A 25130-nucleotide genomic window follows, 5' to 3' on the forward strand; every position below is an offset into this window, starting at 1 on the left:
CAAGGTGGAGACGGTGCCAGCGTTACGAATGCGTTTGACAAAAATGGAATGGGTGCGATTATTAACGCCTCGCGTTCTATAATGTGTGCATGGCAAAAAGCTCCTGATTTAAGTCTTGCTGAAGCGACTCGTGCGGAAGCATTGCGCATGAAGAAAGATATCACATAAACTTTAAGTGGGATAATTTTTATTCGATTATGATGGAATATAATATAGTTACATTTTTTTATAATTAAGTATACAGAAGGCAAGCTGAAAATATTTTGGCTTGCTTTTTTTGTATGCAGATGTATATTGGATATTAGAGGAATGGAGGGAATCATAATGATTCGAAACGCAATTAACCAATGTAATATTCTTAAACAAGCAAATCCACCAACAATGACAAAACTTGTATCCTACGGACTCCTTCGCAAATATAAAGCCAAAGAATTAATTTTTATGGAGCGACAGGAAGTAGATCGGATATATTTTCTCGTAAGTGGTCATACAGCAATTTATCGAACAAATAAAAAACTGGAACGGAGAATCATTTATATACAAGGTGTAGGAATGATGTTAAATGAAGTGATTTTGCAGGAAGAGATTGCGTCTGCTAGTTGCATGGCTTTAGATGAGGTTGAGATTCTTTCCTATTCGAGGAAGCAGATGTTTGAAATGATGCAAAATGATTTTGAATTGACGAGAGCAGTTATGGAATCAATGGCAATAAAAATACGACGTATGTATAGACAATTCGCCAATGCGTCCAATGCGTTGCATTTAGAGAGGCAGATTGCATCGAAATTATGGAAATTGGCAAGAGATTATGGAATCCATCAAGAAGATGCGAATGATGAGGAAGAACGTATCAGAATTGATTTTGACATGACGATTTCTTTTCTGGCAGATATGGTTGGTTCAAAGAGAGAAACGGTTTCAAGAGTAATCAAGAAGTTATCGGATTTAGGTGTGGTTGCCTATCAAAGAAATCGATTTGAAATCACAAGTATGAAGAAATTAAGAAGCATTTTTGATATAGATTCGTGAGAATGGTCACGGACGAAATTTTATTTTTGCAGTATCATGTTAAATAAATAACTATTCAGGACCTCGTCCTTCAAGTTATATTTATGCACACAAACCACGAAAAAAATATTCGATATGGAGGAGCTTATGGGATACGTATTAGGTAAAAATGAAATGAACGAACTGATCAATACATGGAAAGAAAAATATATCATCTATGCACCAAAGAGATACAAAGGTGGTGGCAGGTTCTCTGATACAGACTGCATCCGCTACGGTGAAATCCAGACAATGGATGAAATTGTGCTGAATCAGAAATCAGAGTACTCTTTTAAGGAGGTTTTGACTCCAATCACACAGACATTATTTTATTTTACAGAAGATTCTATCAGCGAAGCGAGTGAAGAGCGAAAGGGAGCAATTGTGTTTCTTAGAAGCTGTGACCTTCATGCACTAAAGCGTTTAGATGATATGTACTTAAAGAATGGCCCAGAAGATTACTATTACAAGAGATTACGAGATAAGTTGAAAATCGTATTGATGGGATGCAAACATGCTTACGATTCGTGCTTTTGCGTAGATATGGGAACGAATATTTCGGAAAATTATGACCTTAGCATTGATGAAGTTAACGGTACATATCAGATGGATTGCAAGTCAGAAGAATTTGCAGAACAGCTAAAAACGTTAGATTTGTCTGTGATTTTATCTGAAATGGATATCGTCCCAGAACATGTAACAGAAACAACCACCCCTGTTCATATCCCTGAAAATCTTGATAACAGAATTAATAACAGCAGTATGTGGAGAGAATATGACAGTCGTTGCATCAATTGCGGACGTTGCAATTTTGTCTGTCCTACCTGTATCTGTTTTACTATGCAGGATTTCTACTATTCGGAAAATGGAAAAGTTGGAGAAAGAAGACGTGTCTGGGCTTCTTGCATGGTAGACGGATACACAGATGTTGCTGGAGGTGGAAGTTACCGCCAGAAAAACGGTGATAGAATGCGTTTTAAGGTATTACATAAAGTATTGGATTACAAAGAACGCAATGGTTATCATATGTGCGTAGGCTGTGGACGCTGTGATGATATCTGCCCAGAGTATATCTCGTTTTCTAACTGTATTAATAAATTAGAAACAGGAATGCAGGAGGTGGCGAAAGATGAATAAGAATGAATATGTTCCATTTCTTTCAGAAATAGTAGAAGTAGTCAAACATACCGACATTGAATATACATTTCGAATGACTTATGAAGGAGATGTTCGCCCCGGTCAATTCTTTGAAGTGTCGATTCCGAAATATGGAGAAGCACCGATTTCTGTCAGTGGTATTTCAGATGGCTTGGTTGACCTCACAATTCGAAGAGTTGGGAAAGTAACGAATGAAATATTCGAGCAGTATGTTGGAGATAAGATATTTCTTAGAGGACCGTATGGGAATGGTTTTGATGTAGATTTATATAAAGAGAAAGAGGTTGTTATCGTAGCTGGTGGAACTGGAGTATCTCCAGTGCGTGGAGTCATTTCTTATTTCGCAGATCATATGGAAGAACGTAAGAATATGACCATCATTACAGGATTTAAGTCGGAAAAAGATATTTTATTTCGCAAAGACTTTGCTCGTTGGAAAAATAAGATGAATGTGATTCTTACATTGGATAGTGGAGAAGAAACACCAGAGCATAAAATTGGTCTTGTAACAAAATATATCCCGAATTTAGTGTTCGAGGATGTCACATCGGCTGTTGCCGTTGTCGTTGGACCACCTGCAATGATGCGTTTTTCTGTACAAGCGTTATTAGATCTTGGGTTAAAAGAAGAAAACATCTGGATTTCGCAGGAGAGAAAGATGTGTTGTGGGTTAGGGAAATGCGGTCATTGTAAAATTGGAAATAAATATGTATGTCTCGACGGCCCTGTATTTAATTATACAGAAGGCAAGAATTTACTGGATTAGGAGGGGAGCAGAATGGATATTAATACAAAGAAATTAAAGAAAAATGCGTTTCGAGTGACAAAGGAACGGGGTCTTACTGCTTCTCGTATTCGTGTTCCGGGCGGAAGAATGGATGCAAAATATCTAACGGATATTCAAAATATTGCTGATACGTATGGTAATGGAACCGTGCATCTTACCGTTCGTCAGGGATTTGAGATTCCAGGGATTCCTTTTGAAAAGATGCCAGAAGTAAATCAGTTGTTGCAGCCAATCATTGAAGGGTTGGGAATCAATCAAGAGGAAGACGGAAATGGATATACATCTTCTGGAACAAGAAACATCATGGCATGTGTAGGGAATTCCATCTGTCCTTATGGTTGCTATGATACTACTGATTTTGCAAGAAAGATGGAAAAAGCGATATTTCCAAATGACTTGCATTTTAAAATCGCTTTTACTGGATGTTCGAATGACTGCGGTAAGGTTCGTATGCACGATTTTGGAATTATTGGAATGACAGTACCACAGTTTGATGCGAATCGTTGTGTCAGCTGTGAGGCATGTGCAAAGACATGTAAGAAAAAATCAGTTGGTGTATTAAAGATGATAAATTATAGACCGAAACGTGATGAAGAAAAATGCATTGGTTGTGGAGAATGCGTTCTAGTTTGCCCCAATATGGCGTGGACGAGAAGTGAAAAGAAATATTATAAGTTGACCATTATGGGAAGAAATGGGAAAAAGAATCCGAGAATGGGAGAGGACTGGATTAAATGGATTGATGAAGAGAGTATCATCAAGATTGTTCAGAATACCTATGCGTATGTAAAGGAATATATTGATAAGAATGCGCCAGCAGGAAAAGAACACATTGGATATATTGTTGACCGTACTGGATTTGAAGAGTTTAAGAAGTGGGCATTAAAAGATGTGGTACTTCCGGATATTGCGGAAGTGAGGACTCCGGTTTATTGGGGAGGAATAAAATATTAAAGAAGATGAAAAGGTTTTTCATCCCACTATTTGCAGAAATGTAGATAGTGGGATTTTTTTGAGAAAGCGGATGTAAATCTGATTTTATAACAAGAGGTATGTATACAGTGAATTGTAAGCAGAGGAAGGGGAAAAGAGATTTTTTTTGTGAAATTACTTGAAGTATTTAAAATGAAATGATATTTAACAGAAATGAATAATAAACAACAGAAAAGAATAAACTATCTATATAATACGCAAAATATTATTGCGTTTGGTTGAAAGTGGTGATATAGTGTGAGTATGATAAGAAGAAAGGGTGTGTCACTATGAAGATACAGGCCGTATTAATAGATGGTTTTAAGAATTTATCGAATGTAAAAATAACTTTTGATAATATTACAGCATTGGTAGCACTTAATAATTTTGGTAAGTCCAATGTGCTTTCTGGTATTGATTTTGGATTGGCTTTTATAAAAGCACCGATTGACGATAAGATGGAGAAGATGGCTAATTCCAATCTTATACCGATTACCAAGAGTATGCAGGGTAGAAATTATAAGTTTGAGGTAGAGGTATTAACAGAAGAGGCGGGACAGGAATATAGAGTACAGTATGGGTATGAGTTCTCATGGAAGTGTGATGAAGAGGATGAGCCAGAGATTGTTCAGGAGTATTTGAAAATGAAACTGGATGAAAAAGGACAGAAATATACACAGCTTATTAGCAGAACGCAAGAGTCTGCTTTGTATAAGAGTTCGGAAACTGGTAGATGTTCATCAAAAATTAAAGTTGAGCCTTCGGAACTTGTTGTAAATAAGCTTAGAGCATATGATGAGCTTTACTATGCTGAAATTATTAAGAAGCTGAATGGAATGAAAATATACATGGAAAATAATCTAGATGTAAAGGATTTCTATCAGCCAGACCCAATCATCCGTAAAGGTTTTGAAAATGAGATGATTAATGCAGACAATCTTCCTCGTATTATTTTCAATTTGAAGAAACAGAATCCAGATAAATTTGAATTGCTGAAAGATGTATATTTTCAGTTGTTCCCTGACATTGAGGATGTTATTGTAAAGAATTTTAAAATCAATGCAACAGAAAGTGATCAGTTCCCTGATGATGCACCATTTATCTTTACAAATTCCATATATGTATTATTTGTTAAAGATAAAAACTTGGCGAATCCAGTTAACTTTTCAATGATGTCAGATGGAGCAAAGAGAGTATTTATGATATTGACAAAGATTATTGTATCTAGTGTTAGCAATATCTCATTAGTTGCGATAGAAGAGCCTGAAAACTCTGTTCATCCTGGATTGTTTCAAGCATATATACAGATTATTAGCCAGTTGTTAGATGATTGTAAGGTTATTATTACCAGTCACTCACCATACATTATCAGCTATCTGGAACCAGCATGGATACATGTGGGTGTGAATAGAACGTCTGGTGTGGCAGAGTTCTTTGCTTTTAAGAAGTCAGGTCAGAAACAATTAGAGAGTGATGCTGCTGGATTTAATATAAGTATGGGTGACTATCTGTTTTCAATGTTAGCTGATTCAGAGAGTAATATTAGTGATTATCTGGAGTGTGATGTGGATGAATAAATGTCTTGTTTTGTTTGTTGAGGGTGATACAGAGGTTGAATTTTACAAGCAAGTAGTTGCAAATGCTAGAAAGCTACATCCTAAGAAAAGATTTGATACAAATATTGAATATAGAAATGTTAGAGGTGTAGGTGGATTCAAAAGTATTGCCCTTAGGAAATTTGTAAAGGAAATCAAGCCTAAGTATGAAAAAGACTGTGTATATACAATTGTGTTATGCAGTGATACAGATGTATTTGATTTCGCTGCTAAGCCACCGATTAAGTGGGATGAAGTGAAGAAAGAACTTATGAATAATGGAGCTTCAAAAATTATACATGTTGAAGCAAAGAGGTCAATTGAAGACTGGTTTTTATATGATATAGATGGAATTTTAGGATTTCTGAGATTGAGTAAGAATACCCCGATATCTGGAAAGAATGGCTGCGATAAGCTTCAACGTCTGTACAAGCAAGCTAATAAGGTTTATTACAAGGGAATACAGAGCAATGGTATGATAGAGCGTTTGGATATTGATAAGATTGCAGTTGCTGTGAAGGATCAACTGAACCCATTGTATGAAGCACTTGGTGTAGATAAGAGTAAATAATATGGAAAATGGGGATTGGAGAGGTGTATGTTAGAACTAATAAAGAGTAACAGTGGGGTATTAAATGAATATGTAAGAGGAAAAAAACAGTGGGAATGTACTGATCAAGATGAGAATACTATAAGTATATATTGTGAGCCAGAGGATGTTGAGTATTTGTTAAATGAACAATGTGATTTTTACTTTACGTTAACTGTTAATATAAAGAGAAGTTTTTATTTAGAGGTAGAAAGAGTACTTGATGTTTTAATAATAAAATCAGGGATAGATACAATGGATCTTATACATAGTAAATATAATTCAAATAAAATTTTGCAGGAAGTAAGAAATATATTAATATACATGGAGGAAATAGAAATTGTAGATTCTGCTGATGATGAATATGATCCATACATAGATTTTAAGAAGAAATATAAATATTGCAACAATAGTATTTCTATTATGAATGAGTTTGTAGAAAATTATAATGAAATTATTAGACAAGCTGAAATTAATTTGGGGGCTTTTGAATGGAAACAGGAATATTATTTGAATGAGAAATTATTTTGCAAGGAAGTAATCACGCCATTACTTAAAAGAATGAATTTTTTGTCAGTTAAATTTAATCATGGAGTAGGGGAATTTGGTAAGGATTATATAGTGTCTGAGCAAACACCTTTTGGAACCATTAGATATTATGGAATTCAAGTTAAAGTAGGTGATATAGATGGAGGGGTAAAATCTAAGATTGATGAAATTATTTATCAGATTAATGATGGTTTTGAGATGCCATTTATGGATTTGAACTGTAATTCAAACTGTTATATATCATCTATAGTAATTGTGATTAGTGGAAAATTCACATCGAATGCAAAACAAAAAATTATTAGTAAAATACCTAAAAGATTAGGAGGCTCTGTTATTTTTATTGATAAACAAGATGTTGAGAATTTAATACAAAGATACTGGTGTAAAGAAAATGGACAGAATAAACTCATAACATCCAAAAACTATCTGCATACTAATTGATACTTGGTATGCAGATAGTTTATATATATAGATTTTAAGATTTTGAAAGAAATTTATTCATTCAGAAACTAATCAGTACTTGTGTCAACAAAGTAGAAATGCAAAACTTCAATATCTATCCCGCTTCTTTGCTACTGCCGTATAATTAAGAAACGATAGCGAAACACCGTTAGAACTTCTTAGTGTGTACAGATACAACCTAGGAAGGCGAGGCATGGACGCCGAGCCAGTCTGAGCTGAGGCAGGATGCCGAATCGAAGACGTTTCTGTAAAATTTTAATAACTGTCCGTACACACTTAGAAGTTCTTAGGTGTGTAGCGTGTTTCGTATTATACGGCAGTAGCGAAGAAGCTCAATACATACCCAAGTTTTGCATCAAAAATATACCTTACACAAGTACCCCAATTGCTTTCAAAAAAATCAATACAACGTATCCTCCCGTCCACAACTAACATCCACAGGAGAAACCCCTTTGAATTCACTTCTTCCCATAATCTTCTCAACTACAGCATCAACAACCTCAGGTGTGTAAGTATACGCATTGACAAGCGTCTTAATCATAGGTACATCAAGCAAATGATATGGATTGGCATGGCTGATGAACATAGTAGGAATTTCACCGACAAACCAAGGAGCATCGTTGCCCATACCCATAAGTCCTTGCCATTGCAAACGAATCACAACATTGTTGCTGGCTGTTTCATAATTGGATACATAGATAGCTAAGTCATAGCGATTCTTAAAGTCTTCCACTTTTTCAAAGATTTCTTGCATTAATGCCATTGCCTGAGGATCATCGCCTGTTCCCATAAAAGCAGACATGATGTCCACATTTGTATCTCGGTTTCTTAAATGCACTTCAAAGCCTTCCGCTTCTAACTTTTCCATCCACGCTTTTTTAAGCGGTGTATCAAGATCTTGATTCGTTTCCAAGACATTCAGATAAACACGTTTTGTTTTAGTAGGAGAGAGTGGAAGTAAACTTTGTGTGTCTTTTACAAGGGTAACAGCTTTATCTGCACATTCGACTGCTTTGTCTGTATGTTCCTTGCAATGTAAGATGTTTAATGCTTCTGCAGGAGGAACTAAAGTACCTTCTTTTTGCTTTGTATGAAGTCCTAAGGAAGCCTTCGTAGCTAGAATACGAGTTACGGCTTCATCTACACGTTCCTCTGTCAGAATGCCTTCTTCATATCCTGTGAACATAGCTTGATAGTCTTCCTCCAGATTTTTGTTAAAGAGGAACATATCTGCGCCACGTGCAATGGAAAGCGGCACAAGTTTAGAACGTTCACCAGCAACGAGGTAGCCAAGCATCGTTGTTGCATCGGTAACAATTAAGCCGTTAAAGCCTAATTTTTCTCGAAGTAGCCCTACCATAATTTCTTTTGAAAGGGTAGCAGGTACAGTTTTTTTATCGTACATAGAAGGGTTCTCAGCCAATGCTTTTTGGTAAGCTGGCTGTGCAATATGACCAACCATGACAGTTTTAGCACCATCATTAATAAGTGTTTGATAAACCTCGCCGTAGGTTGCATCCCATTCTTCACAAGAAAGAGAGTTAACACTAGTCAACAGATGTTGGTCACGTTCGTCCACCCCATCACCTGGGAAATGTTTAATCGATACAGCAAGTCCAGCTTCATCGGCAGCGCGAAGGTAACCTTTTGCCATACGAATAACACGCATGTGGTCGCTACCAAATGTACGTAAATTCGTAATTGGATTGCGGAAGTTCGTGTCAATGTCTACAATAGGAGCAAACGCCCAGTTTAGACCGAGGGCAGCACCTTCTCTACAGGCAACTCTTCCTAACCAGTAACCCATCTCGTCATCATCCGTTGCAGCAACACCCATAGGTTTAGCAAAATTCGAACCTTCTAAGGCAGCACCATTCCCACCTGCTTCTAGGTTTGCGGCTAAAAGCATTGGAATTTTTGAGTTATTCTGCAATGTTCCATGAGTCTTTAGAACATTTTCAGCATGAGCTGGTCGGTACATAATGCCACCAACTCCGATTTCTTGTGTCAGCATTTTGAGGTAACTCTCATCATCAGTTGCTCCAAGGGGGCAGAAGAGTTGCCCTATTTTCTCATTTATTGTCATACTTGCTAGGGTTTCGCTTACCCAAGTACAAGCTTCGTCATCCAAGAAGAATGGATTTGCTTTTAAATTAATAGACATGCTTATCAGACCTTTCTTTAATACCCATGGGAGTGGTGCAAAATAAAATTTTTCTACAATAGCCCTAGGGCGTGTCTGAAAATTCATTTCACTGTTCTGCACCCTCCACTCAGCGGTCTGAAAGCTCAAAAATCAGTCAACGTAGCCCGCTACGCCTCCTGATTTTTGAACTTCCACCCCACTAAGTGGAGTGCACAGCCCAGTAAAAGCATTTTTCAAACACGCCCTAGGGCTTGCTTTAGTTGCATTTTGTAGAACGTAGTTCTATTATTAGTTATTAAACAATTCCTTCATAAACGTAACAGTTTCCAGTAAGCTATCCTCCGCTTGAGGACTAACACCCACCTGATCAGCGAATCCGTGTCCCATACCACGATAGAGAATGGTCTTAACCTCTCTTCCAGCGGCTTGAAGAGTACGAGCATAGGCGAAATCTTCGAATACAAGAAAATCATGCTCACCAAAAATCAGAAGAGTAGGAGGAACATCATGTTGGTCATCCAGTAAAGGAGAAGCATAGATATGCTCAGGATTAAGATGCCCTTGTAGATAAACGTCATTCAGCATTTTCATTTGACCACCACTGTTATCTGTAGGGTCACCCATCATCAGCTTAAGTATGGAATCAAGCACCTTGCCATGTTTTTTACTTCGATGGTATTTTGCGAAATCAACACCCTTATAGAATTCTGTATGATTTCCAGAAACATTTACAGCAGGATAGAAGAGAACTCTTGCTTTTACCATGCCAGTTTTCTCCTCGCGATCTCGCAAGGTAACGGCTGCTGCAAGATTACCACCAGCGGAATCACCCGAAACTACCATACGTGTGTTGTCTCCACCATATTCAGCGGCATGATCCCTTGCCCATACAGTTGCATAGAAACAATCGTCTAAAGGTTGTGGATAGTGATTTTCGGGGCAAAGTCTGTAGTCAATGCTGAATGCTAAGCAATCATAATTCTGTACAATAAATTTGCACATCTGCTCAACGATATCAGGATGACCGCCAAAGAACCCACCTCCATGATAGTATACGAATACAGGAAGGTTATCTCCTGCGATAGAACGTCGATAGATACGGACAGGCACTTTGTAACCGTCTGCACTTGGTACATTTACATGAATGGTATCTACACCGGTAGTTACAATGTAATCCCCACTATATTTGTTAAACATCTTACGCATAGGCAAAATAGATTCTAAAACAGTTTGCTCTTTTTTTGGCTTGCGCATAAATTTAGACATTAGAGGTAACATTTTCATGGATTTATATACTCTTGGATCCATGTCACCATCCTCGCCACCTTCAGGGATTGGCTTTAGTAGAACAGGCAGACCTTTATAATCTATTTGCTCTGCATTTGCTTTAAGTGACTCCACTGTTTTTGAATCATATTTTCTTCCCATAGCAACACCTCCAAAAATGTTTTGTTATAAATTAAAAATACAGCAAATCTGACCTTTTGTATTGCATGAATGTTTTGTTGATTATATAATTGTTAGAAGAGGAGTGATTAAATGTCAAAAAAAGATATGGAGTATCTACTTAAAAGCTTTTCCAAGGTATCAGGACTTGGCATTAGAATGTATCGAAATGGAAAAGCAGAATACTACTATTCTCCTGTACATTTATACCCAGATCCAGCGATAGCTATACAGAACATTATTCTGGCAAGCTCACATGATGCAGGTGTTATTACGACAACATTGTTTCAGCATTATGGGTACATCAATTTGTCCACAGGTGAGACAATCGTAATAGGACCAACGGTTGCCTACGAAGAGGATGAGAAGGATTTTGAGTATTTATTTTTTCTACTAGATATTCCAGTTGATCAACGCTTAGAATACTTACAAACATTATGTTGCTCACCAGAAATTACAGCGCAGCATATTGCATGGCTTTTATCTTTTTTTATTACAGCTATTAGTGGGCGAACATTTGATGTGGAACGAGTTCATATTGATACAAAATACGGAAAAGCAGGGAATGAGATTGATAAGGAACATACACGTGAGATTTTAAAGAGTTATGATGATACAGAACAGTCTGAGATAGCGTTGACAAGCTACCGTTTTGAACGTTTATTAAATCTATATATAAGCACGGGGCAGGTGGATAACTTGATAGAGTTGTTTGAAGCACTTCCTAAGGTAGAAGCAGGGAAAATGGCGAGTGATCGATTAAGGCAGTACAAGAATATGTTTATCTGTTCAGCAACAACAATGTCGAGAGCTGCAATAGATGGTGGGCTTGATCCACAATCCGCGTTTAAACTATCGGATTTATATATTCAGAAATGTGAGATTCTTCGTGATCCTAATGTTATTATGATGTTGATGAAGGAAATGGCAACGGATATGGTGGAGCGTGTAAGAACGATAAACTATGGAGAAGTACAAAACTTCAAGATATTTGAAGCATGTTATTATTACGTGAAGAAAAATCTATATAGTCGAATTCAAGTAAGTGATATGGCGAAGGAACTTGGTATTTCTCGTTCCTATCTTAGCACGATGTTTCATGAACGAACGGGTAAGACCATTTCACAATTTATAACAGATCAGAAGATAGTGGAGGCAAGAAGACTGCTACAATTTACTGACAAGAGTATTGTGGATATTGCAATACATCTTGGCTTCTCTTCACAAAGCCATTTTCAGAATATATTTAAGAAGCAGGTAGGGCAGACACCTTTGGAATATAAACGTGAGAACGCAATATAGACTGCGAAGACAGAATTACCAATCAGATAAAATCTAACCATATAGAGGAGAAGGAGAAAAGTGCAAAAGAAAAAATATAAGGAGAGACCATGCAGCCAAAGCCACCTTTCGCACTTATTTATATAGGCAGTACCACAAGCAAGCTTGTGATATGCATGGGTATAATTATGCAATTTGAAGAAATGAATATCATACCAAGTATTATAGAGGCTTTAGAAAAAGAGGGTTATGAACACCCAACACCAATACAAAAAGAGGCGATACCTATTATATTAAGCGGTAGAGATTTACTTGGTTGTGCGCAGACAGGAACAGGGAAAACAGCAGCGTTTGCAATACCAATCATTCAACAGCTCAATGAAGAAAAGGTATCGCATAAGACGAAGGGAAATATAAGAGCACTAATTGTAACACCAACCAGAGAGCTGGCGTTGCAAATTTATGATAATTTTAATACGTATGGTCAATTCACAAATTTAAAATGCTGTGTGGTGTTTGGGGGAGTATCTCAAAAACAGCAGGAGCAGGATTTAATGCAGCATGTGGATATTCTAGTGGCAACACCAGGACGCCTATTGGCTCTAATGGATGAAGGGGTTGTGAATATAGAACATATTAAGATATTGGTAATGGATGAAGCTGACCGTATGCTTGATATGGGTTTTATAAATGATGTTAAGAAAATCATTAAAAAAACGCCGTTAGCAAAGCAGACATTACTTTTCTCAGCGACAATGCCTCCGAATATCGCAAAGCTTGCGAATAGCATTTTGAAAAATCCTCAAAAGGTTGAAGTCACTCCAGTATCTTCAGCCGTGGATATTATTGAGCAGTATTTGTATTATGTGGATAAAAAGAATAAGCGAGATCTACTTTTTCACATTTTAAAAGATAAAAGTATAACATCAGTATTGGTATTTGCACGTACGAAGCATGGAGCTGATCGTATTGCCAAGCAATTAGTAAAGCATAAGGTGAAAGCACAGGCTATCCATGGGGATAAATCGCAAGGAGCACGTCAGAGAGCACTGAATGAGTTCAAGGATAAAACGTTACGAGTATTGATTGCAACAGATATTGCAGCAAGAGGAATCGATATCAATGAATTATCTTATGTGATTAATTTTGACTTGCCGAATACACCAGAGACGTATGTGCATCGGATTGGGCGAACAGGTAGGGCAGGACATGAGGGTGTAGCAATTTCTTTCTGTGATTTTGACGAGAAGGAGCAACTTGTAGAGATAGAGCGTTTAATTGAAAGAAAGTTAATAGAAGTAAAGGAACACCCATACCCATTAGAGGACAACTTCCCAGCGGTAAAGGCTACCCAGCCTAAAAGAGATACATCGGTGAAATCACAAATCGAAAGTCCAAAGAAAAAAGACTGGAAGTCAAAAGGGGGACACAAAACGGTTTCAAGCAAATCAAAGGTATCATCAAAGAAAAATTTGAAGAATACGGATTCGAGACAAGGAAAATCAGACACAAAGAAAAAGTTTCGAATGACGTCAGATGGTACGTTGAAAGAAATAAGAAAGTATAATAAAAGCAGATAGTTTTTTGAAATGTAAAATACAACTAATAACTAAAATAAATCAAAATTAATTTAAGTAAAACTATATAATAAAAATACCCTATATCTAAGAATTTTTCTCTATATTGACGAAAATGCTAAGTCTATAATGATAACAGAGTTGGAGATTCTCCCAAGACTTATAAATCCAATGGAATCGTGACATGTTTAGCAGGGAAATGAGAGAAAAATTGAAAGGGGTATTTTATGATGAAAAAAAGAAGAAAAATATGGGTACGGGTGATTTCATCATTACTAATCGTAGCAATGATAATTACGAATAGTAATATTAGCCCAACGCATGTACAAGCAGCAGCTCATTCAAGTGCGATTTATTGGCTTGATGATGCGAAATTGAAACCAACATTAGTTGGTACAGAGACAACTGTGGATGGTATTACATTTAAACATCCAGGCATCTTTGCAAGTCTTGATGATTTGAATACGATGCAATCCATGGTAGCGGCGGGCTATGATCCATGGGTTAGTGCATTTGAACAATTACGTGCAGAGACGAGAGCAAGTAAAAGCTATCGTTTGAAGAACAATGGAGGAGTTCAATGTTTTGGTACATCAGGTGACCCTGCAAGATATGATGCAGATGCAGCTTATGCACAAACTATGTTATGGTATATTACAGGGGATAATGACTACCGTGACAATGCACTAAAATGTATTCGTACTTGGTATACTTCAGCATCAGACCCAGAAGTTTGGAAAAATGATGGTAAGGGTTGGTATGGTTGGAGTGGTGAAGTAATTACAGCAGGTATGGCTATTACAAAGTTCTGTTTTGCAGCAGAAATTCTTAGAGCTGCTTCAGTACAATCTGGCTGGACAGCAGCAGATACAGAAGGGTTCACAAACTTCCTTGACTGTGCAATCGGTGTATGTGACCGTACAGATAAGTTTATGAACCAGACAGGATTTGCCAATGTTGCCATGTTAGCAAGTGCGGTTTTTCAAAATGATGCTGCTATGTATCGTGAAGCGGTACTTCGATTTACAACAAATCCATATGCAGCGTGGCCATGGGCAGATTGTTCCTTAACAAATCAAACGCCTTTAATGACAGGATACTGGGATGCAGATGGAACATATCATGTTTTAGAGGAAAAGGATTGGCAAGTTCAACTTGCAGAGATGGGACGTGACCAACCACATGCAGGTTGTGATGTTGAGTTACTAACCACAGCAGCACAGATTCTCTATACGCAAGGAACATTAATTACTGAGGATGGCGATGTTATCACAGATATTGAGTCCAATGGTAATGGTACATATAACTATTATTATGATGATTATGAGCGCGTATATCCGAAAGATGAAGAGGGTAACACGTTGTATCGTGTTTCTCTTGATGGAAATGGTGTGGCTCAAGAAACATTAGTTGAAGCTCATGTGAAAGCAGAAGGAAAAGTCACAGATTTTTATAACTGGTTAGATAATAGATTAGTTGCAGGTATTAATTATTTTGCAGAATATAATCTTGGCTATGAAGTAACTTGGTATCCTGTACGTTTTGATTATAGTAACATCGGATATGGTTTGACTAACGAGCAGAAACTAGCAGGTGAAGGCTGGGTGAAGGGAACAAGTGCGGTATATCCTTATGTAAGCTGGGCAAATAGAGGAAGAACCAATGCTTGTGGTACAGCATATTACCACTATACATATTATAATGAGAATACATTAGGCAATGTAGAAACGAAAAACTATGCGGAATCGGATTCGGAATTCCAATATATTGCTGAAATGTATAATGCAAATGGAAGAAAAACATATGCAATCCAAGATTTTATTAACACATGTGAGTTGTTAATTGCACCTGCAAAACTTGCAGAAGGGCAAACACCAAAAGGAGCACCTGCAGCGTATCTAGGAAATTCCTATGATGCGAATGTAGAGGGATTTGATCGAACAAGTGTAATCAATTGCCAAGGAAAAGGTGGAGCAACAGGCGTAGAATCCGACTATGTAGATACCTTCGGAGATACGATGATTACAAGTGGTGATTATGAAGGTGCTTACTATTGCTTCAAAGATTTTAATGTTGGTACGGAAGCAGTAGATAAATTCATCTTAACATCGGCTTCGAATTCAACAAGAGGATGTGAAATTCAATTGATTCTTCTTGATAACGTTGCAATACCAGATTGGAGCAATATTACAGAAGCACAAGTGAAATCAGGTAAAGTAATAGGAGATTTCTGGAGTGGCGGAACTGGCTGGTGGGCAACAATGGGAACCGTAGTTGCTGAGTTAAATGAAAGTTTATCGGGAACACATAGCTTTGCTATTCATGTAAAGACAAAATCCGATAATGTATATAAATTATGTGCCAATATGTTCTGGTTCTGTTTTGCAAATTCTTATGCATACATAGATAATCAACCTGTAGGTGCGACAGCATATTATAACGGTGCAGTTGCAAAGGGAACAGGAGATGCGCTTGTTCTTAATAATGGACAGGGATTCTACTATGATGAGATGGATACGGATTGTGGAATTAGTGGATTGAAATTGACATATAGTACAACAGCGGAAGGAACGATTTCTGTTTATGAAGGAACTGCTGGAGTTAATGGATTTACAAAAGGAACAAAAATAGCAAGTTATGACCTTCGTAATACGAATAATACTGCTGTTACAGACTATTTAGTACCGAAGAATTTAACAAAGACAGCGATAACTGGAAAGCAAGATATCCTGTTTGTATATGAAGGTTCAAGCAGTGCAGAAATTTCATCTTTTGCTGCATATCAATACAAAGCAGAAAGTGCAATTGCAGATTTAGAAGCAGAAAACTATACCAATATTCGTAACGTAGACAGTAATGGAGATGCAATTACGTCTGATAAAATATTTGTAGGAGAAGATGTATCTGCATCAGGTGGTAAGTATCTACACCAAGCAGCGGGAACTACAGCAATATACTATGGTTGTGATATGACTTCCAAAGTGTTGTCCATTCGCTATCGAAGCCAAGCGGAATCTGTATTAAAATTCAGAGAGAATTTTAGTAATGGTGGAAGTGAGGATTTCAGTCCATATCTATCTGTCCAATTACCTTCAACAAATAATGAATGGAAATATGTAATGGTAGACCTAGAGAATACCGGAATATCTATGACATATAATCGCTATATGACCGTAGAAGGTGCAGATATCGATATTGATGTATATAAAGCAACGCCTACAAACAAAGCACCAACAATTACTGGATATACAACAACTCCAGAGCTAGTAAAATCGGTTGATGGCAATGGTGTTGAGACAGATTATCTATTAAAAGGTATGAATTATAAGCTAAGCATTGGTGTAAATGATGTGGATGCAGGTGATGTGCATTCCGTACAGGTTATCGGTCTAACTGGTGCAACAACAGTAGGAACTACCGTTTCTTGGACTCCTAATGATGCAGGTTCTTATCCTTGTCAGTTTATTTTATCCGATGGTGAAAACCTAGTGAAATTAGTTCGTAACGTTAATGTATATGATAATGTGGATACTTTGTTAGCCGAATTAAGCAGCGGTTATGATGCAAGTACTACATATTCAACAGCAACAAAAGAAGCTTATGATATGGCGTATGCCAATGCATTGGTAGTGAAAGATAAGTATGGAGCTTCTGGAGCGGATGGAAAGAGTGCATTAGACGCATTTAATGCATTAGTTAAGGCAATTGAAAACCTAAAATCAATGGATTGCTATATTACTGTAAATGGTGCAATTCCATATGACTTTGAAGAAGGTAAAGGAACAACGGACATTGGTGAAATGCAAGTATTGGATATGGCATCCATTGCAACGATTACCGATAGTACACGTGATGATAAACATGCGGTAACACAATACGGATATTTAGTAGATGGATTAGCAACAGGTACGGATATTCGTTATACAGATGACACGGTGGCAAACTCTGGCTGGGGTGGTTATCTACAATTTGATCTTGGTGAAGGCTATGGTGTGAAATTATCAAAAGTATATGTATTAGCGGTATTGAGCAGATATTATGATAGAACAGCAGGGCTTGTAGTGCAAGGTTCAAATGATACGTATGCATGGACAGATCTTACATCTGCGGCAACAAGTACATATGAATGGCAGGAACTAAGCGTTAATGTAGATAAAGCATATCGTTATATTAGAATCTATAATGCGAAACAATGGTTTGGTAATATGACAGAAATCCGTCTGTGCGGTGAGTATGTAGAACATACTGCTGAAAACCTTTATGAAGAAAAGAAGGCATTGAGTGCGCTTATAGCAGAGTACAATACAACGAAAGCGTATGGCTATGAAGTAAGTAGTTATGAAACATTAAAGGCTGCATGTGCTTCTGCGAAAGATATACTTGCTACAGAAGCAACAAAAGAGGAATTAAATGCAGCGTTAAAAGCAATAGAAGATGCCTATGCCGCACTTGCAACGGTAGATAATGAAATTGATATTATGAATGTTACTACAATTTCAGTTTCGTTAAAAACAGTTGAGGAATGTAATATTAAAGCGCTCTTTGATGGAGATCGTGATACATTCAGTGATATCAGACATGAGACAACGAATGGAAAAGGTGGCTATGCTATCTTTGATTTTGGAGAAGGTCGTTGTATTACGTTAGATAATGCTATGATTGCGGCTAGAATTGGATTTGGTAATAATCGTATTCAATGGACTGTATTGCAAGGTTCGAATGATGGTGAAAACTGGACAGAGATTGCAGTAGCTACAAAAGCAACAGATGATTGGCAAACAATGGAATTAAGAGAAGAGGCAACTACAGAATATCGCTATATCAAATTAGTTAATACAGCAAAAGACTGGTTTGGTAATGCATCTGAGTTACGTATCTATGGTACGATTACAATGACAGAGGAATTACAACAAGCATATACACAATTAACTGATTTGATTAACAGTACAAGTGTATACAGTGTATATGAGTATACAGCAGATAGTTTCATGAATCTATATAATGCTGCGAAATCAGCAAAAGCAGTTGCAGACAGTGCAAGTTCTGGTCTTGATACAATCAGTGAACAAATTGCCTTGATTGAAAAGGCTGTTTCAGAATTAACCGTTGCAACAAATAGAATCGACTTATCGCAACTTGCAAACTCAAAATCAAACGGTGAATCAGGAAGTAATGCTACAGAGACAGATATTCTATCTATGTTTGATGATGACATTACTACATGGCCAGAGTTTCGACCAACAAGTGGTACATGGGGAAGTTATGTAATCTTTGATTTTGGTGCAGGAAAAGGCTGTACATTATCAGATGTTGTAATGGGAGCAAGAAATGACAGATATTGCACACGTCTTGGCGGTGTTCATCTTCTTGGTTCGAATGATGGCTCAACATGGAAAGAATTAACTGGCTATGCAGTAGGTGAATTAGGATATCAAAAAGTAAATGTAACAGCAGAAGCATCACAAACAGCATACCGTTATATTAAACTATTCAATGCAAATAACTGGTATGGAAATATATCTGAATTGGTTATCTTTGGTTCAGTTACTGATGTGGTAATACCACCAACAGACCCAACAGACCCAACAGACCCAACAGACCCAACAGACCCAACGGATCCAACAGATCCAACAGATCCAACAGACCCAACAGACCCAACGGATCCAACAGATCCAACAGACCCAACGGATCCAACAGATCCAACAGACCCAACAGACCCAACAGATCCAACAGATCCAACAGACCCAACAGATCCAACAGACCCAACAGATCCAGTAGACCCAGTGAAACCGGTTACTCCAAGTAATCCAAGCGATTCTGTAGTGCCATCTGTACCAACAGACGGTGGTGGTAGTGCAAGTAATACCGATTCTAAGGAAAAGGGAATTACTAAGATAGTAACAGAAGCAGGTGAAATCAAAATCACAACAGATGGCTTACAAGACGTGTTAGCGGATAAGACAACTACAACAATTCAAATCAACATAGTTGAAAAAGTGGAAGATGTTAAAGTTGTATTAGCGAAAGAAGTCTTAAAAGCGATTGCCCAAGCAGGTAAGGATTTGACGATTAAGTTAACAAGCCCTTCTGGTGAAATCGTAATCTGGAATTACAAAGCAACAGACGTAAAGAATGTTCAAAGTGAATATGAAGATGCGATATTAACTACAGATGTAATGAATATCGCAGAAGCAAAAATTGTAGATAAAGCAATTGAAAAACTATTTGGAACAAAAGAAGTAAGTGGACGTTATATTCAAGTAGGCGATGGAGAGGGACAAATCATCCCTAGAAAGATTACAATATCTATGAATGCTGTATCTGATGTAACAAAAGGAAGCAAAGTCTATATCTATCGAGTTAATGAAAAGACAGGAAAACTTGAAACAATTGTTGGTGGTTATTCATCTTACATTACTGTTGATGGACAAGTAACATTCACAGCACTAGATAATGGTAAATACGTTGTTCTTTCTAAAAAAGCAGACAGTAAGAATATTACATCTCTTAAAAACCAAATAACATTGAAAGCGAAAAAGACTTCCATAGCAAAAGGAAAAACAACGAATATTACAAATACGCTACCAGCATGTCTACAAGTAGTATCAAGCTTAAAAGACAAAACATTAGCAGATAATATCGGTGCGGTAACAATAACATATACAACATCAGATAAAACAATTGCAACAGTGAGCAAAGCAGGTAAAGTAACAGCCAAAAAGAAAGGAAAAGTTACAATAAAGGCAACAGTAAAATTATATAATGGCACTTCAAAAACGGTAAGTTTTAAGATTACAGTGAAGTAGCAAGTTAAATAAACCAAAATTATAAAAATGAGTTCCAACTTTGTTGAAATGGGGTTATCAGACAACGTTCAGCAAAGGAGGAACTCTTTTTGTTGGACGTGAACATACTTCTCGGTTCAGTTATCCTTGTATTTTCTGTAACTTTCATTTAAGGAAAAGAGTTTCCATTATTATCTTCTGAGCTGTTATCGATTAGTAGAGTTTTTACAATGACGTATTAAAAAAGTATTATTCATTTTCAATAAAGTATAAAGAAGCTGAAGAAGAATAAAGATAAATAAATATATTAGTAAAAAATGGTATCAGATATGGACTTTTTTAACATATATGGTATAATAATTAGTGTATTTATTACAAAATACTACAGATAAGTAATGAATACGATACAATATAGGGAAAAACAAGGGAGGAACAGCATGGAAAGATTGGAATTAAGCAAAAGAAAGAATGTGAGCAATGTGACAAAATGTATAGCAAGATTATTAGTTGCTATCATATTCATTGTAAGTAGTTTGGGTGGATTACAAGGAAATGCGAACAAAGCGCAAGGAAAGGTAACGTATGAAAAGGAAACGATGTTTTATGGGGACGGATTTACGGTTAAATACACGATAGATTCACAATGGGATAATCAATATACTGCAAATGTAGTATTAACTAACACAGGAGATAAAACGATAGAGAACTGGGAATTGTCCTATGACTCTTATGATGAATATAGTAACATATGGAACGCAAAGGTTTCGTATCGTTCCGCTAGAATCTATAATATTAAGAATGCTGGATATAACCAAAATATTGCGCCAAATCAATCCGTTTCTTTTGGATTCCAAGCATCATTTAATAAGACAATTGATATTCCTAAGTCATACAAGCTTTTGGGAGAGACAGCAGAGCTTGACGATAGTGAATATGAAGTGACATATACTACTCAAAGCCAGTGGAATAATGGCTGTATTATGAATATAACGTTATATAATAATTCAGATGAAGATATAGAAAATTGGGCATTAAAGTTTGATTTTAATTGTACGATTGATAATATTTGGGGAGCAAAGATTGAATCCCATGAGGGCAATACATACTATACGAAAAACTGTGGCTACAATTCTACAATTGCGCCAGATTCCAGTGTAACAATAGGAATGCAAGCTAGTTTTGAGAATGGTGGAGCACCGGGAAGTATAGAAAATATCGTAGTAACGCAAAGTAAAAAGGGCAAATGTTATGTTGAATTTGATAAAGAGTGGAACCGTACAATGGTTCGTGCAGATTCGCCGATTGTTGTTGAAGCGAGCAAAAAGAATGCCTATACAATAAATATTGGACTTATAGATTCTGGTGTGGATTATTCTTCGAATATCAACATTGTAGATCGAGAAAATTTCGTAGAGGAATACACAGAGACAAATCCACTCTTTAATGATTTATCTGGTCACGGAACAGCAGTAGCTGGGTTAATGGCATCAGATTCAAGCGTAGAGACAGATAACTTTCAATTTGATGATAAGAACTTGAATAAGTTAATGATTGAAAAGATTCATGGTGTCAATCCATAAATTAATATATATTCTGCGAGAGTTTTAGACGATAATATTTAAACGACAGTAAGTCGATTAGTTGCCGCAATAGAATGGGCAATTGAGAAGAATGTGAACATCATAAATATCAATTGTGGTATCAGTAAAGATGATAAGCAGTTGCGTGATGCTATTAAAAAGGCATATAGCAAAGGAATTTTAATTATAGCGGCAGCAGGAAACGATAAGACGATTCAGTATCCTGCGAAATACAAAGAAGTAATGGCAGTAGGTTCTGTTAAATGTACAGGTGAACAAGCAGCTGCAAGCGCAACAGGAGAAGAACTAGAGATAGTTGCACCAGGACAAGACGTAACTTCTTATGGACCATTTGGCATACTTGATTGCTACTCTGGTTCTAGTATGGCAGCCCCACAAGTTACCGCGTTAGCTGCAATTCTATGGCAACAGGACTTATCGAAATCAAATGAATTTATTCGTCAGTTGATAGATATATCAGCAAACAATTTGGGTAGTAAAGAAAAGTTTGGATATGGAATGCTTGATTGTGAGTGCGCAATTCAAAAATATGAAGAATTTGAAAAGTACTACTCAGATAAAAAAACGGTGTTGGAAAATGTTGATTATAATTTAGAAAATGCTATGATAGAAAGTAATGATGTAGATATTATTTGTACAGTGGAAGAAGGGGTGAAAGGGTATTGGTCTGGGAAACAGCATGAGGCTACTGCGAAAAATACATTACTTGCGGTAAAAAAGGGAGCAGTATGGTCTGATACAAAAGAATCAAAAGTGGAAGGAATGACATCAAATCCAGCATTTCATGGATATTTTGAAAATACATCAGAAAAAGGCAAAAAGTATGAAGTGAATTATATAGATGCCTATATCTTTATGACGAAAGTAGCGGCTAATGTATATCTGTATGGAGATAAGGATACTGAAAAACATGATGTTTGGCTGTTAACAGCAAAGGAAGGGAAAGTAGATATAAATTTTGCTGCGAATTTAAAAAAGTCGGCTGAGGCAGGATTTAAAAAAAACAACTATACTAAGAAAGTTGACAAAGCTAATTTTATCTATGGGATGTCACTACATACAGTAGCAGATATATTTGCACATAGTACTTATGCAGTAAAAGGAACGAAGAAAGAAAGGACAGGTCTATTAAAAAAGGAAATGAAAGATTTGGTGGAAGAATGGAAACGTCTTACTCATGGGCCAAAAGATGCAAAAGGTAATTATGATCCAAGTAAGAATTTCGCCGATATGGTAGATTGCATACCAATGAGATATGAGATAAGTGCAAAAAATGTTTGCAATGACATTATTAATACAGTAATTAATAAGCATAAGAAAGGCAGTAAAAATGTTTTTGAAAAAGTATCCTATTATAAAAACAAAGATTATAGCGATGCGTGGACATATACAGATATATCTAAGAAAAAGGGCGAGACAGATGAAGAATTTCAAAAAAGGATTGAGTTGTTGAAAAAAAAATACATTGTAAATTCATATGGAATAATTAATTTTCGAGCATATATAGGGGCTGAGGAAAATTCTGCATTGGATAAGAAAGCAAAGCAAGTAGATGCAAGTGAAATAGAGACACTAATAAATACATGGATCAAGCAGGAGGAGGAAAATGCAAATTAGAAAAAAAAGTACAATAAAATTAAAGGGATTCTATATGGTGGCAATAGCTATAATTTTATTACTAGTAGGGCATGATATTTCAGCAAAAACAAAACCAACAAAAGGGGTAGATACCAACGGAAACGCATGGACATATGACAAGGAGACAAAAACATTAACATTTAAAGGATCAAAAGACTTAGAAGTGAATTTGATGGATGGTCACAGCAAAGGACCAGAGTGGCTTTGTTGGAGAGAAGAGGCAAAGCATCTAGTGATAAAAGAAGGTATTACGGGAATAGCAGACGGTGACTTTTTTCTTTTTTCTGAATTAAGGACAGTTATATTGCCAGATACGGTAACATATATTGGGGATTGTGTATTTCAAGATTGTTTGGAATTAAGAGAAATACAGTTTTCTAAGAACATTATCAAAATCGGAGACTATGCTTTCTTAGGGTGCGAACAATTAGGCAAAATCCAAATACCAAAGAACGTATCATCAATAGGGTGTGAGGCATTTTATGCATGTAATAGTTTAACCGAAATCGTTATACCAGATAGTGTAAAAGAAATCGGAGAGGATGCATTTGGAGAGTGCAGTAAATTAAAAAAAGTAAAGCTACCTAAAAATCTCAAGGTAATAAGCGGACATTTATTCTTTGCTTGTGAAAGTTTAGTAACGGTAACAATACCAGATTCAGTCACAACTATATATGCAAGCGCATTTAAAGAATCGGGAATCAAGAAAATTGTGATACCTAAGAATGTAAAGTATATAAAAAAAGGAGACTGGAGTGGAGGATTATTTACAGGATGCAAAGATTTAAAATCAATAGTGATAAAATCAAAGAAGATAGAAAGTTGCTATAAAGACGCATTCAAAGGTGTGAATGACAATGTAGTAATCCAAGTACCCCAATGTAAGCTAAAAGAATACAAAGCCCTGTTTCAGAAGAATGGTCTAAGTAAGAAAGTGAAGATTAAATCGATATCTTAGTAAGAAATCATGAATGAGTGTTCAGAAATTAGAAGATAATTCTGAATACTCATTTATGGAGTACATTGGAGATGAAAATGTGAAAGTTAGTAGAATAAAGTTAGCGAAAATTATGATGTTGTGTATGGTGCTTATGGCATTATCCTTTTTGCTAATAGAGCATAGCATTTCAGCAAAGGCAAAGCCAACAAAAGGTGTTGATACAAATGGAAATACGTGGACATATGATAAAAAGACAAAAACATTAACATTTAAAGGGACAAAAGATTTAGAAGAGAATTTAATGGATGGGCATAGCAGTGAGCCAGAATGGTTTTGTTGGGATGAAGAGGTTGAACATCTAGTAATAAAAGAAGGTATCTCAGGATTACCAGGAGGCGAGTTTTCTCTTTTTACTAAATTAAAGACCGTTGAGTTGCCAGATTCAGTGACTTATATTGGAGATTGTGTATTTGATTCGTGTATGAATTTAGAACAGATACAGATGTCAAAGAATATTACTAAAATCGGTGATTTTGCATTTGATGGTTGTAGAAATT

At 36.5% G+C, this 25130-nt stretch carries 15 protein-coding genes and 1 pseudogene; 14 read left to right on the forward strand and 2 right to left on the reverse strand.

The genetic code is table 11. The annotated features are described in order from the left end of the window. Positions 1 to 324 precede the first annotated feature (324 nt). The 7 genes from RMR19_RS21435 to RMR19_RS21465 all read left to right on the forward strand — a co-directional run bounded on the left by RMR19_RS21435 (position 325) and on the right by RMR19_RS21465 (position 7138). Positions 325 to 1029 carry a Crp/Fnr family transcriptional regulator gene (locus RMR19_RS21435; protein ID WP_310605550.1) on the forward strand — a complete coding sequence of 235 codons (705 nt, stop codon included), beginning with the start codon at positions 325 to 327 and terminating at the stop codon, positions 1027 to 1029. Positions 1030 to 1155: 126 nt separating this feature from the next. Next, positions 1156 to 2184 carry an anaerobic sulfite reductase subunit AsrA gene (asrA, locus tag RMR19_RS21440; protein ID WP_310605551.1) on the forward strand — a complete coding sequence of 343 codons (1029 nt, stop codon included), beginning with the start codon at positions 1156 to 1158 and terminating at the stop codon, positions 2182 to 2184. After that, positions 2177 to 2971, forward strand: a complete 795-nt coding sequence (asrB, locus tag RMR19_RS21445; RefSeq protein WP_310605552.1) for an anaerobic sulfite reductase subunit AsrB — start codon at positions 2177 to 2179, stop codon at positions 2969 to 2971. Before asrA ends, asrB begins: the two co-directional genes overlap by 8 nt. A gap of 12 nt (positions 2972 to 2983) precedes the next feature. Next, positions 2984 to 3946 carry a sulfite reductase subunit C gene (gene asrC, locus RMR19_RS21450; protein ID WP_310605553.1) on the forward strand — a complete coding sequence of 321 codons (963 nt, stop codon included), beginning with the start codon at positions 2984 to 2986 and terminating at the stop codon, positions 3944 to 3946. Between the two features lie 308 nt (positions 3947 to 4254). After that, positions 4255 to 5541, forward strand: coding sequence for an AAA family ATPase (locus tag RMR19_RS21455; RefSeq protein ID WP_310605554.1), 1287 nt, complete (start codon positions 4255 to 4257; stop codon positions 5539 to 5541). Further along, a complete protein-coding gene (locus RMR19_RS21460) occupies positions 5534 to 6130 on the forward strand; it encodes a hypothetical protein (RefSeq protein WP_310605555.1) in 597 nt (198 codons plus the stop codon). The genes RMR19_RS21455 and RMR19_RS21460 overlap by 8 nt, the downstream gene beginning before the upstream one ends. Positions 6131 to 6157: 27 nt before the next feature. Next, positions 6158 to 7138: a hypothetical protein gene (locus RMR19_RS21465; protein WP_310605556.1), complete on the forward strand. Its 981-nt coding sequence runs from the start codon at positions 6158 to 6160 to the stop codon at positions 7136 to 7138. A 421-nt stretch (positions 7139 to 7559) separates the two neighbouring features. Here RMR19_RS21465 and RMR19_RS21470 read toward each other — a convergent pair whose 3' ends face one another. Beyond that, complete coding sequence (locus tag RMR19_RS21470; protein WP_310605557.1) at positions 7560 to 9410, reverse strand: glycoside hydrolase family 3 protein; 1851 nt, start codon at positions 9408 to 9410, stop codon at positions 7560 to 7562. A gap of 183 nt (positions 9411 to 9593) precedes the next feature. Continuing rightward, a complete protein-coding gene (locus tag RMR19_RS21475) occupies positions 9594 to 10733 on the reverse strand; it encodes an alpha/beta hydrolase (protein ID WP_310605558.1) in 1140 nt (379 codons plus the stop codon). 111 nt (positions 10734 to 10844) lie between these two features. Between RMR19_RS21475 and RMR19_RS21480 the strand changes: the two genes are divergently transcribed. From RMR19_RS21480 to RMR19_RS21510, 7 genes and pseudogenes are all read left to right on the forward strand, one after another. Continuing rightward, entirely contained in the window at positions 10845 to 12053 is a 1209-nt protein-coding gene (locus RMR19_RS21480; protein WP_310605559.1) for an AraC family transcriptional regulator, read from the forward strand. A 167-nt stretch (positions 12054 to 12220) separates the two neighbouring features. Next, on the forward strand, positions 12221 to 13612 hold the full coding sequence (locus RMR19_RS21485; RefSeq protein WP_310605560.1) for a DEAD/DEAH box helicase: 1392 nt from the start codon (positions 12221 to 12223) through the stop codon (positions 13610 to 13612). A 224-nt stretch (positions 13613 to 13836) separates the two neighbouring features. Further along, positions 13837 to 20415 (forward strand): discoidin domain-containing protein, encoded by a 6579-nt coding sequence (locus RMR19_RS21490; RefSeq protein WP_310605561.1) that lies wholly within the window; start codon positions 13837 to 13839, stop codon positions 20413 to 20415. 416 nt (positions 20416 to 20831) lie between these two features. Further along, entirely contained in the window at positions 20832 to 21974 is a 1143-nt protein-coding gene (locus tag RMR19_RS21495; protein ID WP_310605562.1) for a cellulose binding domain-containing protein, read from the forward strand. 66 nt (positions 21975 to 22040) lie between these two features. Further along, positions 22041 to 23612, forward strand: a pseudogene (locus RMR19_RS21500) (S8 family serine peptidase); the annotation flags it as partial. Beyond that, complete coding sequence (locus RMR19_RS21505) at positions 23602 to 24591, forward strand: leucine-rich repeat domain-containing protein (RefSeq protein ID WP_310605563.1); 990 nt, start codon at positions 23602 to 23604, stop codon at positions 24589 to 24591. The pseudogene RMR19_RS21500 and the gene RMR19_RS21505, both read left to right, overlap by 11 nt. Positions 24592 to 24604: 13 nt before the next feature. Then, the coding region (locus RMR19_RS21510) for a leucine-rich repeat domain-containing protein (protein WP_310605564.1) at positions 24605 to 25130 on the forward strand (526 nt) is incomplete at its 3' end.

Origin of the sequence: Anaerosporobacter sp. (assembly GCF_031551385.1) — a bacterium.
Taxonomy (GTDB): Bacteria; Bacillota; Clostridia; order Lachnospirales; family Lachnospiraceae; genus Anaerosporobacter.